12 protein-coding genes are annotated in these 16,421 nt (G+C 40.1%); 4 read left to right on the plus strand and 8 right to left on the minus strand.

Annotated features, from left to right (window positions below; genetic code table 11):
• On the plus strand, positions 1-1,173 hold a 1,173-nt coding region (locus tag BVH04_RS20800), incomplete at its 5' end, for a DUF6807 domain-containing protein (RefSeq protein WP_317045515.1).
• Between the two features lie 78 nt (positions 1,174-1,251).
• Here the strand turns inward: BVH04_RS20800 and BVH04_RS20805 are convergent.
• Both BVH04_RS20805 and BVH04_RS20810 read right to left on the minus strand, forming a co-directional pair.
• A complete protein-coding gene (locus tag BVH04_RS20805) occupies positions 1,252-2,130 on the minus strand; it encodes an aldose 1-epimerase family protein (RefSeq protein ID WP_086543390.1) in 879 nt (292 codons plus the stop codon).
• 74 nt (positions 2,131-2,204) lie between these two features.
• Positions 2,205-3,461 carry a DUF3472 domain-containing protein gene (locus BVH04_RS20810; RefSeq protein WP_086543391.1) on the minus strand — a complete coding sequence of 419 codons (1,257 nt, stop codon included), beginning with the start codon at positions 3,459-3,461 and terminating at the stop codon, positions 2,205-2,207.
• A 198-nt stretch (positions 3,462-3,659) separates the two neighbouring features.
• Between BVH04_RS20810 and BVH04_RS20815 the strand changes: the two genes are divergently transcribed.
• The 3 genes from BVH04_RS20815 to BVH04_RS20825 all read left to right on the plus strand — a co-directional run bounded on the left by BVH04_RS20815 (position 3,660) and on the right by BVH04_RS20825 (position 6,643).
• A complete protein-coding gene (locus tag BVH04_RS20815) occupies positions 3,660-4,679 on the plus strand; it encodes an aldo/keto reductase (protein ID WP_086543392.1) in 1,020 nt (339 codons plus the stop codon).
• Between the two features lie 690 nt (positions 4,680-5,369).
• On the plus strand, positions 5,370-6,236 hold the full coding sequence (locus BVH04_RS20820) for a hypothetical protein (protein WP_086543393.1): 867 nt from the start codon (positions 5,370-5,372) through the stop codon (positions 6,234-6,236).
• Between the two features lie 5 nt (positions 6,237-6,241).
• Positions 6,242-6,643, plus strand: a complete 402-nt coding sequence (locus BVH04_RS20825) for a hypothetical protein (protein WP_086543394.1) — start codon at positions 6,242-6,244, stop codon at positions 6,641-6,643.
• A 352-nt stretch (positions 6,644-6,995) separates the two neighbouring features.
• Here BVH04_RS20825 and BVH04_RS20830 read toward each other — a convergent pair whose 3' ends face one another.
• From BVH04_RS20830 to BVH04_RS20855, 6 genes are all read right to left on the minus strand, one after another.
• A complete protein-coding gene (locus BVH04_RS20830) occupies positions 6,996-9,698 on the minus strand; it encodes a DUF7133 domain-containing protein (RefSeq protein ID WP_240511002.1) in 2,703 nt (900 codons plus the stop codon).
• 829 nt (positions 9,699-10,527) lie between these two features.
• Positions 10,528-11,367 (minus strand): glycosyltransferase family A protein, encoded by an 840-nt coding sequence (locus BVH04_RS20835; RefSeq protein WP_086543395.1) that lies wholly within the window; start codon positions 11,365-11,367, stop codon positions 10,528-10,530.
• A 27-nt stretch (positions 11,368-11,394) separates the two neighbouring features.
• Complete coding sequence (locus BVH04_RS20840; RefSeq protein WP_086543396.1) at positions 11,395-12,327, minus strand: glycosyltransferase family 2 protein; 933 nt, start codon at positions 12,325-12,327, stop codon at positions 11,395-11,397.
• Between the two features lie 4 nt (positions 12,328-12,331).
• On the minus strand, positions 12,332-13,276 hold the full coding sequence (locus BVH04_RS20845) for a glycosyltransferase (RefSeq protein ID WP_086543397.1): 945 nt from the start codon (positions 13,274-13,276) through the stop codon (positions 12,332-12,334).
• Positions 13,273-15,090 carry an ABC transporter ATP-binding protein gene (locus BVH04_RS20850; protein WP_086543398.1) on the minus strand — a complete coding sequence of 606 codons (1,818 nt, stop codon included), beginning with the start codon at positions 15,088-15,090 and terminating at the stop codon, positions 13,273-13,275. Before BVH04_RS20850 ends, BVH04_RS20845 begins: the two co-directional genes overlap by 4 nt.
• Positions 15,091-15,097: 7 nt before the next feature.
• Complete coding sequence (locus BVH04_RS20855; RefSeq protein ID WP_240511003.1) at positions 15,098-16,084, minus strand: glycosyltransferase family 2 protein; 987 nt, start codon at positions 16,082-16,084, stop codon at positions 15,098-15,100.
• Between the last annotated feature and the right edge of the window lie 337 nt (positions 16,085-16,421).

The raw sequence follows: 16,421 nt of genomic DNA on the forward strand, positions 1-16,421 counted from the left end.
CTGCCGGCAGAAAAGCGTACATATAGAATATTTAAATTACTATCATCTTATTACCTAACTACTAACCTTAAATTCAGAAATTTTCCAATGACAAATCATAAACAAAAACTCTTTAAATACACAGCGGTAGTTGCTTTATCAGCAATGAGCTTTGCTTGTGGAGGTACAGAAAAAAATACTGAAACTGACCAAGAATCCGAGGACATGAAAGATAGAATAGAACTGGTTCGCGATGATGCCGCGAAGAAAGTGGATGTGATCATAGACGGTAAGTTTTTCACTTCCTATATCTATCCAGATTCTCTAGAGAAGCCAGTTCTATATCCAATCAATACTGCAAATGAAACGGCAATTACAAGAGGTTGGCCGGTAACGCCTAGACCAGGAGAGCGGGTTGATCATCCGCATCATTTGGGACTTTGGTTCAACTATGGTGATGTAAATGGTCTTGATTTTTGGAACAATTCATCCGCGATCGAAGACAAAACAAACTACGGTCACATCGTGCACAAATCCATCAAGTCAATAAAAAGTGGAAATGAGGAAGGTGTATTGGAAGTGAGTTTGGATTGGATGAATAGCACAGGGGAAGTTCTTTTGACGGAGAATACTACGTTTATTTTCCGAGGAAAAGACGATCAAAGAACCATAGATAGAATTGCGACGCTTACAGCTCCAAATGGTGAAGTGAAGCTGACTGACAATAAGGAAGGAATGCTTGGTCTTCGCACGGCGAGACAGTTGGAGCACCCATCCGACAAACCTGAGATCTTCACAGATGCTTCAGGAAAAGCTACTGATGTGCCGACGATGAATAATGAAGGAATCACAGGAATGTACAAGAGCAGTGAAGGTGTTGAGGGCAATGATGTTTGGGGTACCAGAGGATCTTGGGTTAGTCTGAGCGGAAAGATCAACAATGAGGATATCTCCGTAGCTATCCTTGATTTTCCGTCGAATCCCGGCTATCCAACTTACTGGCATGCACGTGGCTATGGATTATTTGCCGCCAACCCATTGGGTCAAAAAGCACTTAGTAATGGCAAGGATGAACTTAACTTCAAACTGGCAAAAGGTGAATCGGCTACTTTCAAGTATAGAATCATTATTTATTCCAATGAAAGTATCATGGACGGGCAGGTCAATCGGGATTATATCGAATGGGCTAAATAGGGAAATTTGTATAAAGTGAAAAGAGGCTGTCTCATGATTAGGGACAGCCTCTTTTCTACTTTAGACATAAGTACTCTATTATTTTAAAATGGTGATAGAATATTTTTTTGCCTCACTTTCCTTAGCTTCTAGTTTCAGAATTCCATCTTTCTCCTCGAAGTGATGATTGGAATCAGAACTATCTCCAATGCCCAGCCAAGGCTCAATACAAACGAAAGGAGCTCCCGGTTTTGCCCAAATACCAAGATAGTCGAAATCCTCAAAATTGACTGAAAGTATCGCGCCTCGATCTTTATGTTTAAAAGTCACTTCTCGTGATTTAAGTTGCTTGAAAATCAGCGCATCATTGTCGAACAAATGGGTGTGAAGCGGAAGAATAGCGGTGTTGTCTAGCATTAATCTTTGATTCAATCCTATCAGCCCAGTATCCTCCACTATCCAGGTGGAATCAGTTTCTTTCTGCGCGAATTCTAGTAAATAGTCTTCATAAACCTCACCATCTCGCAAAGGACAATTGAACGCTGGATGTCCTCCAAGTGAATAGAGCATGGTTTCTTCACTCAAATTGGAAACATGGTGCTCTATCGTTAGAGTTTTGCCAACAAGGGTGAAAATCATATCCAATTGGAATTTGAAAGGATAGTTTTTTAAAGACTCTTCGTCCCAAGTCAATCGAAAGGTAAGAGAAGTATCTGTTTGCTCAATGAGCCGTGGCTTGTGGGAATTACGAACCAATCCATGTTTTGGCATTTCATACTTGTTGCCATTTATGAGAGAGTAGCCATTTTTTAGAGCTCCAATTATAGGAAATAGAACTGGAGCCTGACTATTCCAAACAGCTGGATCTCCCTGCCAAATATATTCAAGACCTGTGGATTTAGACTTAATGGAGCTAAGCTCCATTCCTATTGGATTGATTTCAACTGTAAGTTCGGCTGATTGAAGTGTTAAATTCATTGTTAAATAAGATGTGGGTAAAACTGAAATTGTGAAAGGTGACCGAGATTTACTTAGTTGAAAACATAGAGTGATTAGGGTAATTTATCGAAGTTCACATTCGGAGAGACTCCATTTGATTTACGCTGATGCATGCTATTCAGCTCAATAATTCCATTGAAAAAACCACCATTCCTCAGGTAGAATTGCCCAGCTTCTTCTCCGCCTTCAAAGTCTTTTCTGTAGCCTCGTTTTGCAATGTCATCTCCAGTAAATTTCGCTTTGGTCAGTTCATGCCAGTTGCCACTAGCATCAGCTGCCCATTGATTGCCATAGTTGGCGGAGCGTTCCATATAACCTGATTCTGGAACGAAGTTTTCCAAAAAGGAATGAGGTCTTTTATACCAGGTATTTGTCTTTGGTCTTAGAAAACTTGCGATCAGTGTCCATTCTCCTACTTCCGGATCCAAGAAATAGGCAGTATAAATGGTATTTCCCTTTCCGTCTGGGGCCACAGAATTGAGAAAGCTGTAGGTCGAGCCAGCTTTCCATGGATATTTAAGAAAGCTTTGGCCACCCGAACCTTCGTTACCAAATTCTCCTGTGTACACATCCTCACCCTTTTTGAGCACTAAAATTTTTTCCGCATCAGGAATTTCTCCTGGATTGTCTGTTTTAAAAGGACTCCAAACAGAGAAAAGTATTCTTCTTTCAGTGTCCGAATTCACTTGGATGCCAAAATATCCTTCTCCAAAACCATTAGCCATAAAGTAGGAGCCTATAGGATCAGATCCTTCGGGAACTGTCACTTCATTATAGAACCACTTGAAGTTTTTATCCTCTGGCAGGGTATAACTTAAGTGAACTGATGGCCCTCTTCGTCCCCAATAATAGCGATTATCGATATTGTCTTTGACAAAATCTAGCACCAATTCGCCTTCAGAATTAATTTGAATATTTTTGATTTTGGCAAAGTCATCACCAAACTTCTCAACCCCACTCAATTTGATCTCATTGTAGCCTTTTATTAGCTTCAGATCACCCACAGCTACGATTCCTGATTTCCCCGCTGAAAGGTTTACGATACGATTTTGGCCATTTACCTCGATGCTGATTGTGCTGTTGCTTTCTTGTGAAAAAATATATAGCTCCAGAAGTATGCTTGCATCTGAAACAGATTTTATAAAAACTGAAAATTCTGAATCCGCATTTTCCCAAGTCGTAATTCCATCCGTATCAATTTTCTCTTTCCTCGATCCCTGAGTTTGAAAAGCATTTCCACCAAGAGGTATTACAAGTGAGCTATTTAAAACCTCAGTCTCCAGCGTATTGGAAAAAGTAACTTGAGAGATAAGTCAGCAGAAAAGGAGAGCAAGTCTAAAATTCATTTTTGGTATTTTAGCATAAAGGTAAGGAGCTAAAAGTAAAAATGTTTCTATTGAGATCGATCTAAAGGCCTTTTGTAAAATAATGCTGGCTTCGCACAACTGTTTTTAAATAGCCTTAGTTTTACTCTCAAATCAATAACCATTAGTAAACCTATTTTAATTATGAAGTACAATCCTATTGGTAAGACTGGCTTGATGGTCTCCGAACTATGCTTTGGTACTATGACTTTTGGCGGGCAGGAAGAAGATATGTGGGCTAAAATCGGCAAACTTCAGCAAAAAGAAGTGAATGAAATGCTAGGTGCTGTGATAGAATCAGGAATCAATTTTATTGATACGGCAAATGTTTATTCCTTTGGACAATCTGAACAGTTGCTTGGCCAAGGACTATTGGATTTGTCTGTGCCTCGAGATGAAGTGGTGATCGCGACCAAGCTTTTGGCGAAGATGAAGGACAAGCCAAACAGCGCCGGACTTTCCAGATACAATGTTTTCAATTCTGTGGAAGCCAGTTTGAAAAGACTTCAAATGGATTATGTGGATATTTTATACGTTCATGGAGTTGATCCTTTGACATCCCTGGAAGAGATAGTCCGCTCGCTAAATGATATCGTGGAATCTGGCAAAGTCAGGTACATCGCTATTTGTAATTGGCCAGCATGGATGGTGGCCAAAGCTCAGGCAATTGCACACTACAGGGGATGGCACAATTTCATTGGTTTGCAATATTATTATTCCGCAGTGAGCCGAGATATTGAGCATGAGTTGGTGCCTATGGCTGAAGATCACGATTTGGCGATTTTCCCTTGGAGTCCGCTTGCAGGAGGCTTTTTGACAGGAAAATTTACCAGAGAAGGAGAGGACGCCGATTCCAGAAGAGCCAAATTTGATTTCCCGCCTATTGATAAGGAAAAAGCTTACGACTTAGTGGATGTGATGGGGAACTTGGCAAAAAATCATGATGCGAGTATTGCGCAGGTTGCTTTGGCTTGGGTACGTCAGCAGAAAGGAATTACCAGTACAATTATTGGTGCGAAAACCCTTGAGCAACTGAACCTTAATATCGAGTCCACTCAACTCCTTTTGACGGAAGTTGATTTGAGCAAAATAGATGCGGTAAGTCCACTTCCTATGCTATACCCAGGTTGGATGGTGGAAAGACAGGGGAATTACAGAAAGTAGGGAAGATAGCCTTTTATCCAGTCCTGACATTTTCATTCGAGATACGGGACTGGATTTTTTTCAAAGTATATCAACCACGGTGGGCAGGGCGTTTTACGCAGAGTGCGCAATTGTTTAGGTTTAAGGGTCTGAAAGCCTTTGCATGTTTTTTGACTTTCAGGTAAAAATACAGCCCGATTTTATCTCCGTTTTTGAAGAACCAATTCATAAATGTTTTTTATGTATGTACGCTTTTCTGCCAGTAAGCGAATTCTCTTTGGTCAATGGGTTGGAAGACCGATGACCTAAGACCGGAGTAATCCAGAATTCAAGGTGTCTTTGAATTTTTGATCCTATAAATTTTCTACTGGCAAGATTTCGGATAACCATAATGTTTTTCATGAGTGTTCGCTTTGTTGCACGTTCCGGAAAAAAGCAAAATCTTGATTCTAAATCGGATCAAATTCCCCCTTTCTCAAAGGGGGTAAGAGCCTGTCCCGAATATCGGGAGGGATTTTAGGAAGCAAATCAGTATTAAATTTGGTGACGTGCTGGACTGCGGATACTCATTATGATTTTTTTGTGGTAGCTGAGAATTGTTCTTAGGCACATTTTTAATTCTTATTTGTATCTTATTAAGCCTAAAGGCACTATCAGTTTTTAAATGGATTACAAAGTGAATCTAAATGACCATTTTTATTAAGGTTTCAAATGAAAAAATACAAGCCTAAAAAGACATTAATTGTAACTCTCTTAGCACTTCCAATAGTGTTTTGTAGTTGTGTCAATCTGAAAACAGTTGGTGATTTTTCTTCTGCATCCACGGAGAGCGTCAAGAATTTTGAGCGGATTGATTACTCATTTGTAAAACACTGTCTAGACAGATGCACTGATGAAGCGATACGAAATTATGAGATCAATCGTACTCAGGATTGTTCCTGTGCCCTTTATCAGGAAGCAGACAGCGTCACTCAGGTAATCTACAATTCTATTGAAGGGTATTTTGAAGGGCTAAACAATCTTTCGAATAATGAGCTAACCAACTACCGCAGCGATGCTGTGGTGAGTGCGTTAAGTGCGGACGAATTAGGGCCGCTGAAGATTGAGGAGCGAACAGTAAATGCATTTTCCAGCCTTTCCAATACGTTGCTGAGAGCTTCCACTGACTTTTACAGACGAAAGAAAATAACCTCCTACATCGAGCAGGCAAACGAACCTATTCAAGTTCTATTAGAAAAGTTTAGGGTGATTATTGGTACAAATCTGAAAGGTGAATTGAGGTTTAAACGAGAACGCCTTTATAACCTCTATGTGGATATAAAGATGAATGGTACTTTGATTTCGGAGTATGAAAAAGTCAAAGCAGCTGCAGACTATTATCAAGCCTTGGAAGCAATACAGCGCAAGGAAATTGAATTGGAGGTTTTATCGAAGAGTTTAGATGAGATTGCAAAGGGGCATCAGGTATTGTATGACAATCGCAAAAAACTTTCAGTAAAAGATCTCACGGGCTTCCTGCTGAGTTACTCCAACAATGTGAACGAGCTGATCTCTGAGTTCAACAAACTTAATGACTAAAAACTATGGCAAATCTGACTTCAGACCAAGCAAATCAATTGTCTGACAACTTTTACAATTTGGCAATAGCATTAGCAGACTTTAGGGTTGCAAACTGGGATAGACTTACACCAGAACAAAGAAAAGATCTCAGTGATACACAATACGCCGTTATTAAATGTGGTGAGGATATTTTGGCGTATTCGACTACTTTAGTAATGGACGAAGTAGCGGATTCTTTGGGGAAAATTAATACCATTACAAAAGATATTAAGGGTACAATAAAGACCTTAAAAGATATCCAAAAAGGGTTAAATGTTGCCGCTGGAATTTTAGTTCTTGGGGTTGCGATCCTCAATCGGGATACGATGGGAATTGGTAATTCTATAAAGGATGTATTTACAACCTGGAAAGCGCCAGTCGACTGAATTCCACCTCCTGATTTATTCCTTCTAGATTTCTGAATTTATCGGGAAATGCTGGTTTCATTTAGTCTTTGGGTTACATATCAAGAATCCATGGAAAATGAGTTAATGAGCTAGATGACAGCAACCGACTTAAGGCTTCGACTTTTTGTCCTAAGGATGGCATCTTCTCAGCCTGACAGAAAACTCTACATTAATATCTCTGAAAAAAAGCTCAATATGTAACCCACGGAATTCTGAGATAATTGCCTTCTCAGCGAAAACCTTTGTGTCCCTCTGTGGTAAAATATGTTACAAAAAAAACGATGAGCTATCAACCCATCGTCTTTTTTCGAACTAGGTCAAGTAGATAAACTTACCTTGCATAAAGCGTCAACTGCTTCATAGCCCAAGGTTCATCGCCTTTTTCAGTGCCTTCAATTCTTAGGAATCTTGCATTTTCACCAGATTTCCACTGAATAGTATTCATTCCTTTCTCGCCTGATCCACTGGCAACTTCTTTCCAGCTTTTTCCATCTGTAGAAAGTGACACTTTGTATTTTTCAGGAAACTCTTTTTCACCAGAGTTAAACTGTATTTCTGATAAGTTTCTTTCTTTCGGAAGCTCTACTTGGAACCACATTCCAGGCGCTTGGGCAGTTTCTGTTTTCCATCCTTTGAAGCTAAAAGCATACGAAGGATCCTTCGTAGACCCTACGCCCTGCAAAGCCGTACTGCTGGCAGTGATTTTCCAATTATCCTGAATGGTAATCGCTTTAGGAATTTCAGAGATAAGTTCGTCAAAATCATAGGTACTTTCTTTGCTTGTCGTTTCCTTTCTTAGTTCAGCCACGAATTCAGGACTTACGAAGCTTCCTGAATTTCCAAACTCATTACGTATATAAGATACAACCGATGCAATCCACTCATCGTCATTGCTGTCCATTGCTATCATTACTCCTTCGTATTCTTTCCCGTCTATAGCCCCTGTCATACCATGCAGAAGTGTTTTTACTGCATATTCCGGATGACCCATCAGTCGTGGAGAACCTGAGAATGCAGGGGCAATCAGCTCGCCTCCGCCAACGGGAGTGCCCAAACCTTTTTCACCATGACAAGTAGAACAGTAGCTATCAAAAATGCTTTTTCCTTTGGTAAACAAGGCTAATTCCTGTGGAGCAAACTGGGTAGCTGCAAGTTCTTTCGCTTTTGCCATGCGCTCCAAAAGCTGCGTTCCAACCACTTGAGTTCCCTCTGCTTTGTTTTCTTTTAGCGTGGATTTAATCAACTCTTCCACTTGGTCAATATGTAGCACATAAGCACTGAGTAAAGCTTGTAGCGCAACATCTTTAGAGGAATCATTGAGCATTTCTCTGTACTCTTTTGCCAAGCTTTTCTCACCATACTTGTACAAACTTTCGCTTGCTCTCAATGCTTGAATCCGCATCTGAGGACTGGAATCTTTCATCAACTTTCTGACCATAGAAAGATTCAGAGAATTCAATCCTTCCAAAGTCCAAAGCGCATGTATTCTAGCCAGTTCATTTTCCGACGTGTTTACCAGCTTTTCCAACTCTTTCACCACAGATTTATCCTGATTTAAGATAATGAGTTGCTGAGCCTGATCACGCCACCAGCCATTTGGATTGCTTAGATGACGGACGAGCTCCGCAGAAGTCTCCTCATACATTCTTGGTTTCTCGGTATTTCTTTCCATTCCCTCATAGGTCAATCTCCAGATTCGGCCATTGCCTGCGATATCATCCATTTGATATTGTTGGATTTTGGTACGCAGGTAGCTGCCGTCCTGAGTCCAATTTCCCTGCTGAATAATCCCGCGATACATATCCACGATATACATGGTGCCATCGGGTGCCGTTGCGATATCCACCGGCCGGAAAAGCGGATCCGTAGATTGGATAAATTCAGACTGGGCTTCTCTATACGGATTTTGGATGTATGAAAGTCCTTCGGATTTTTCTACGCTGACTTGGCGGACGATTCGACCAACAGGCTCTCCGTAGAAGTATTGATTTTGGAGTTCTTTGGGAAGTCTATCTCCTCGGAAAACATCATTTCCAGCAGAACCAGTGACATTGTTCAGAGAATTGTCAGGTTTGCTCTCTCGCATTCCAGGTTGGAAGTCAGCTAGCTTTACTAAGCTAAAAGGCTCTCTGAATCCTTCTTTGAGCTGTTCTTTTACACCAAAATTGCCATAAACTAACGGGAACTGAAAGTTTTGCGGTATGCCACCAGCACCGTCCTGAAACCATGTCTGTCCATAATTGTCTTGAGTCACACCCCACTGACCGTACGGGTTTCCGGTTGGTTCTTGGATCACGCCGTCAGGCGTCCAGCGGATTCTTCGGGAATTGTAGGTGCTGTACATCCAGTTGTCCATGGTCCAAGTCAGGAAACTTGTCTGATGCTCCACGTTGCCAGACCTTCCCAGTCCCGAGGCAAAGAGCTCTTTCTTGTCAGCTTTCCCGTCATTATCTGTATCAGTGTATTTATAGACATTGTCCTCATTTGATTCCATGGATAAAATGGTGTTTTTTCCAAAGGGAACCACATAACGAGGAAATACCAGGCTATCCAAAAAAATCACACTCGTTTCATACACGCCATCGTTGTCGGTGTCTTCCCACCTTGAAATCCTGGAAGTAGGCATCAACTCTCCATTGGCATCGATGTCCTGCATGTAAGTTCTTAGTTCCAGGACGTACATTCGCCCATTTCCGTCAAACTGGATGGCTGCAGGTTCTCTGATCTGAGGTTCGGAAAGAATCGGTTCTAGCTTATAGCCTGGCTGCAGGACAAAAGATTTCAATTGCTCATTGGCAGAGACAGGAACCACTGGCGGATGAGGAGTAAGATCTATACCTTTCCAAACAGGAGATTCCATGTCTGCATCTTCGGGAATACTGATGGCAGGGTAGGGCGCTTCCATCCGTTTTGGATCCAAGGAATCTGAAGGTGATACATCAAAGGGAGACTTTTCAGGCGTGCAACTGGAAAAAATAGCCAGTGAAACAGTATAGAAAAGAAGAAGTTTTTGGGAAATACGCATCTGCTGCATTAGGAGAAAATTAATAGGTTTATCGAGATTACCTTCTATTTGTAGAAGGATTTACAAATTATAGTATTCTTTGCGGAATGGGGTTACCGAAAAAATAATAGTGTGGAGATGGTCATGGGAATAGTAGTTTAAGAATGGCGTGATGCATGGAGGTTAAAAATTTAAATGTATTCTGTTTGTGAGAATAGGGAATTCTGCCACCAGCCAAATTTAATTTCCTAATCACCTCGGCATACTTCGACTAGCTCAGCACAACTGCTCGATGTCCGGAACAAATTATGACTAGTGTGACAGGGAGAAAGAAAACTCCGGTGACCGAGCTTGCCGAGGTCAATTGGAAGTAATACACCTCCTGGAACGAAAAGAATAATCATAAATCTGTATGTAAGCTTTTCTGCCAGTGAGTGAATTCTCTTTGGTCAATGGGTTGGAAGACCGATGACCGAAGATCGGAGTAAACCAGAATTCAATGTGCCTATGGATTTTCGATTCTATAGATTTTCTACTGGCAAGATTCCGTATAATCACATTATAAAAAAGCAGTAAAGCTTTCAGTTCCCAAAGTGCTCTTCAATAATTGGATTGAGAATTTAGGCAACCTGAAAGTCTTTGTTATTTGGTTTTTTTTAAGAATACAGATTAGGAATTGGATATGAAAAATCCTTCAAAGCATGGAACACGATAGATAGGTAATGGATCCAATTTCGAATCTCTGAAATCGTGTAGAAAAAAATTGATCTTAAATTGAGTTTAAACCGGAAGCGATATTTTCTTCCGGTTTTTTGTTTAGTACGACTAACTTTTTTCCTTTTTGACTTCTAATCAACTATCACTTCTTATCAAAGATTAAAGAATGAATATTATCTCTCAAACGGTAATTGGATAAAAGTGAAAAGTAGGGTAGAACTCTATTGATTGTCTTGGACCAACTTCTTGGGTTTCTGATTGGACCATCTAAATATTTTTTTAGAAAAACTGCATGTTTTTCGTTAAGCAAATCAAGGGTCATTTTCTTTGTCTGTTTTGTTACAGATTTACGGCGCGAAATGCTATGGATTCTATAGTAAAAACCAATGCAAGACAACTTTTGAACTTTGCCTCCATTTTTCAGCATACTGATCCAAAACTCCCAATCTTCCCAACCCCATTTCAAGCGCTCGTCAAACCCACCTGCAGCGGCCCAATCTTCTTTTCTAAACATGGCTGAAACGAAGATCATATTATCTTTGGCAAGAGATTCAGGACAAAATGGTCTGAGCTTCCAATGTCCAGTTTTTAATCCGAATTTTTCTGCTTCACAATACACCAACTTGATCTCTCTATCCGATTCCAAAATTCGAATTCCCTCCTCAAGGTATTTTCTACCAATTTTGTCATCTGCATCCAAAGGCAAAATATATTTCCCTCTCGCTAGGTCAATTGCATGATTTCTTGCTACTGAAGGTCCGGCATTTTCTTGTGAAAACACCTTAATTCTATCTGGATATACTTCGGCTAATTCTTTGGCTTTTAGGAATGAACCATCACTTGAACCATCATCCATAATAATGATTTCGGATTCTTGGTAGGTAGATTTTAAAACTGAAATCACAGCATCTTCCAAAAAAGACTCATGATTGAAACAAGGTATAATCACTGACACAAAAGGAATTTGGCTATAGTTTTTCATGGTAGTTGGTATAGACTTATAGTTGGTTTAAAGATTCGCCCCTTGATGAATTCGGGCTTTTTTATGGTATTTGATGAATCTCAGGAAATCACCAAGCTGATACATTTTTTTCAAATGACCTACATCCCAAAGCGGCCCCACTAGCATAGTATGTTCATATAATTTCTCTTCCTGAACCTGATTCAAACTTAAAAGCTGCGCTTTTTCCTTAGGATTAAGTTTCACCTCCTGCAACTTGCTTTTGAGCCAATTTCGGAGTGTAAGCTCTCCGTAGTACATGAGTAACTTTTGCTGGCTCATGCTATCTCCATGAACACGGACTTTAGCAGCGGCAAGGGGATTAGCGAGGTATTGAAAGTGATATCCATTAAGTGCAGCTTTCAGCCAGAAATACCAATCTTCAGAATTCTCTACAGACTCTGGAAATGCTATGTTTTCCTGAATAATAGACCTTCGAATAAGAGGACTAGAAACAGCAGTGAAATTTCCCTTTACTAAGACCTGAAGAATGTCGAATCCCATTCCATCCAAAATAGGATGTTTAGAGCTATTTTGCATGACCAGATCGTGATATAGCTGATCAGGATCGCCATGCTGGAAATACCAAGTCTGGCAGTAAGAAATAGATAAGTCAGGGTTCTGCTCCATATGAGCAACTTGCAAGGATAACTTATCTTCACTGATCAAATCATCAGCATCCAAAAACTGTATTAAATCTCCGTTGCTAAGTTTTAATCCTGTGTTTCTCGCATTGGATAGCCCTCTGTTTTTTTGGAACTGGTACTTTATCCGAGCATCCATATTGAGAAACTTCTGGGCTACCATCTTGGTCTTATCCGTAGAACCATCATCTATAATCCAGACTTCCCAGTCCTGCCAAGTCTGTGCTATGATAGAACCCAAGCACTCAGGAAGGTAGGAAGCGTAGTTATAGCTAGGTATGATTATAGATACTTTCATTGGCCTATTTAAAAATGGTTTTAGTCTTTACGCCCCAGATTTGTCTGATCGCAAACCCCAACCTTCTCTTCGGTTTCTGCTTGGGAATGTGGAGTAACTCTTCTTGATATTTCCATATCGTATATCCAAATCGGAAATTGAAATAGTTGGCATCCCGGTTTTTGCCCTGTGCAAATAGATCGTTGGTAAATCCTTTTCCCTGATGCTGGTTTTCATACTCCGCGCAGATTTCCAACCAATCATTTTCCCTCTGAATTCTAGAAATAGTGGTCTGCAGTTTTGTTTCCTTTCGTTTTGCTCCCAAAATATCTGTCAGGTTTTGCTGATGCTGTCGGTATTTGACCAGACATTGAGTAGTGAAATCTATGCTCCCATAATGCGAAGCCACAAAAACAATCCAATGGTCATAAAACCCTTTTTTTGGAAATGGGAAAATATGCTGAAGCAGTTTTCTACGGAAAAGCATACTATGACCTGAGACACAGTTGAAAAAGAGAAAGCTTATTGGATTTTTTCCCCTCACAAAATTGAGCCTGGTTCCAATACTCAATTTCATGCTTTGATCATTTTCGTCTATCAGTTCCGAATCATGATATACTAGAATATGCACATCCAGAATTTCATATAGCTTCTCCACCTTATCCAAGGCCCAAATATCATCTTGATCACAGGGAGCAATTAGTTCTCCAATGCATGACTGAAAATTGGCCTCAAAGTTCTTTTGGTATCCAAGATTGATACTATTCTGATGCAGTCTTATATGGGGGAATTGAGCTGTATATTCTTGTATGATTGACACTGTGAGATCACTGGAACAATCGTCAAAGATCGATATCTCAATCTCCGGATAGGATTGATTGACCAAGCTATCCAATTGCTTTCGAAGATAATTTTCGCCATTGTAGGTACACATGGCAATGGAGATCAAAGGTAGGTTTGATGTGTTCATGCCTGAGAGAATTGCTGTTTGTCTATTAGTTTGCTATAAAGCCCTTCTTGCACCAAAAGCTCGAAGTGAGTCCCTTGTTCAATGATTTTCCCCTTATCCAAGACCAGAATCAAATCTGCATTTTGAATGGTGCTCAAGCGATGGGCAATGACTAGGGTGGTTCGGTTTTGCATCAGTTTATTCAAGGCATCCTGAACCAAAAATTCTGATTCTGTATCCAAAGCAGAAGTGGCCTCATCCAATAATAGAATGGGAGGATTTTTCAGTACCGCTCGTGCTATACAAAGTCGCTGCTTTTGACCTCCGGAAAGTTTGGTTCCTCTATCCCCAATATTAGATTCATAACCTTTTGTCGTTTGTAAAATAAATTCGTGGGCATTGGCAATCTTAGCCGCTTGCATAATTTGCTGCTCACTCGCAGCGGGATTTCCAAAAGCTATATTATTAGCGATACTATCATGGAAAAGGATTGATTCCTGGTCCACTATTCCGATCATGGAGCGCAAGGAGTCACTTGACACATCTTTGATATCAATGCCATCAAATAAAATACTTCCTTCTTGTGGATCAATAAATCTAGGAATCAGGTCCATCAAGGTGGATTTGCCTCCTCCAGATGGACCTACCAAAGCAACTGTAAACCCTCTTGGGATGACCATCGATACATTCTTAAGGATTTTCTCGTGACCATAGGAAAAACTCACATCATGAAGCGCAATTCCTTTATCGAGTTTTTTAAGTACGAAAGGGTCCTTTTGATCCTGAACCATGGTTTTCTCATCAATTAATTCCAGTACTCGCTCACCTGCTGCAATTCCAGAATGAATAGTACTAAATGACTCGGTAATGGCTTTTGCAGGACGCATGATCTGAGAGAAAATGGCGATGTAAGTGATAAAAGCCGAAGCACTAAGCTCGGATTGATTACTGATCACCAGCGAACCTCCATACAATACGATGATGATAACCATGACCACACCCAGCAGTTCGGATACAGGAGATCCCAATTGCTGTCTATATGACATTTTTCTTCCAAGCTCGGAGAATTTCACATTCTCTTCATGGAATTTGTCTTTGATCCGATTGGTGGCATTAAATGCTTTGATAATTTTGATTCCTGATAAAGCCTCATCCAGATAACTCACCATCAAACCAAATCTTTCCTGGGCTTCGGTGGCTTGAGCTTTTAACTTTTTAACAATTCTGGAAATCACAAAAGCTGAAACTGGAATCACCAATATTGCAAACAAGGTCAGCTTGTAAGAGATGGCAAAAAGTATAAATAAATACGCAATCAACTGGAACGGTTCTTTAAAAAGCACCTGAAGTGTACTAGTCACAGAATACTGGACTACTTGCACATCAGAGGTGATTTTGGCAATGATATTTCCTTTCCTTTGCTCATTGAAGTAGCCCACATGCAGATCCATCACATGATTAAATACTGATTTTCGAAGATTGAGTAGGGTATATATTCTGAGGTTTTCCATGACCCGTTGAGATACATATCGAAAGGTGTTGCTCAGTAATACAGAAAGAAAAATAAATAGACAAACCCATTTAAGAGCTTCATATGCTCCCCATTGGCTCTGAATCTGATAAACGTAATAGTTGAAGTAATCCATGATATCCATCCAGGATTCAGGCTTAATTACTTCAGCGCTTTGCTCTTTAAACAAGGTACTGAGTAAGGGCGCAAGTAAGGCAAGATTCAGCGTGTTGAATACCACTGCCAAAATTGTTAATATCACATAGGGAATTGCGTATTTCTGGATGGGCTTCGCAAATGAAAGTAATCGCCAATAGATCTGCATAGTCGATTTATAAAATATTTAACTCTTTGTTTTCCAACAGGAAATGAATTTCATTTGTCACATCGGCGATGCTTTTCTTTCCCCTTTTCCTCATCATCAGCTTCCTGATTTTTCTTCTCGACTTTTGGATTTGACGTTTATGATCCAGAAGTCCAATATAGGATCTCAAAATCCAGAATTGTCCCAAAAGTAATTTTGGAATTACCTCAAGGAAGAAGAGTTGAAATTGCCAGCGCCTTATGTCTTTGCGATTTAAATGAATAGCATGGAACAGCATTCTGTTTCTGAAATAAATCTCTTTGATTTTAGTTTTTTGGAAATGGCTTTTAGTGGTATGTGAACCCAAATGGATACAGGTAGCCTGATGCTCATAGTAGCATTTCCAGCCTAGTTTCCACGCTCTCATGCTGAGATCCAAATCTTCGGTATAGAAGGGTGAGTAGATCTCATCAAATCCTTCCAAGTCCAATAATTTTTCACGGTCTATCAGGCAATTGGCACCAGAGAGGAATGTGGTGGGAATTTTAGAGGAAAAGAGACTTTTGGGATGTACTTGCTTATCAGATTTTAACTTTAAACATTTGAATCTTGGCACCTTGGCTGCGACTTCTATTTTTTCTCCTGATTTATCCAAGATCTGACCCATCACCCCAAATGTATCAACGTCATCAAAATAGGGGATCAACTTTTCCAAATAATCGACTGATAGCTTCACATCTGAATTCAGCAATAAGACCAACTCATTTTTTGCTGCAAGAATTCCCTGATTACAGGAAAAGGAAAAACCCTTATTTTGTGTATTCTTAATCTGTATAATTTCCGGGTAATTCTCCTCCAAAAAGAGTATGGAATTGTCTTGAGAAACATCATCCACGACGATTATTTCATAGGCACAATTCGCCTGATTTAATGCCATGATGGTGAATGGCAAAAAGCTTTCTAAGAGGTTCTTTCCATTAAAATTGGGAAGAACCACAGAAATGGTTTTGTTCAAAATGGCTGTGGTTTAGTTATTTCTCAAACGTATGGCTTACTTGAAATGCTACAAATTATAGGCGTTTTTATAGCATAGATGTGGAAAAACGAGATAATTCATGCTGATGCATGTGAAAAAAATAGATTAACTAGCTGAATGCTAGGTGTATAATTCAAAAGAGTTGACAGAGATAATTTTTATGCGGAATCGTGCCACTAGCAAAATTAAATTTCATTAGCACCTCGGCATACTTCGACTTGGTCAGTAGAACTGCTCGGTGTCCGGAGATAGTGGTTCTTGACGGGGAGGGAAATGGTGCGGCGCAGCGGCACTTTTTCCCTCCCACTTGACATAA

Source organism: Algoriphagus antarcticus, assembly GCF_002150685.1.
GTDB lineage: Bacteria > Bacteroidota > Bacteroidia > Cytophagales > Cyclobacteriaceae > Algoriphagus > Algoriphagus antarcticus.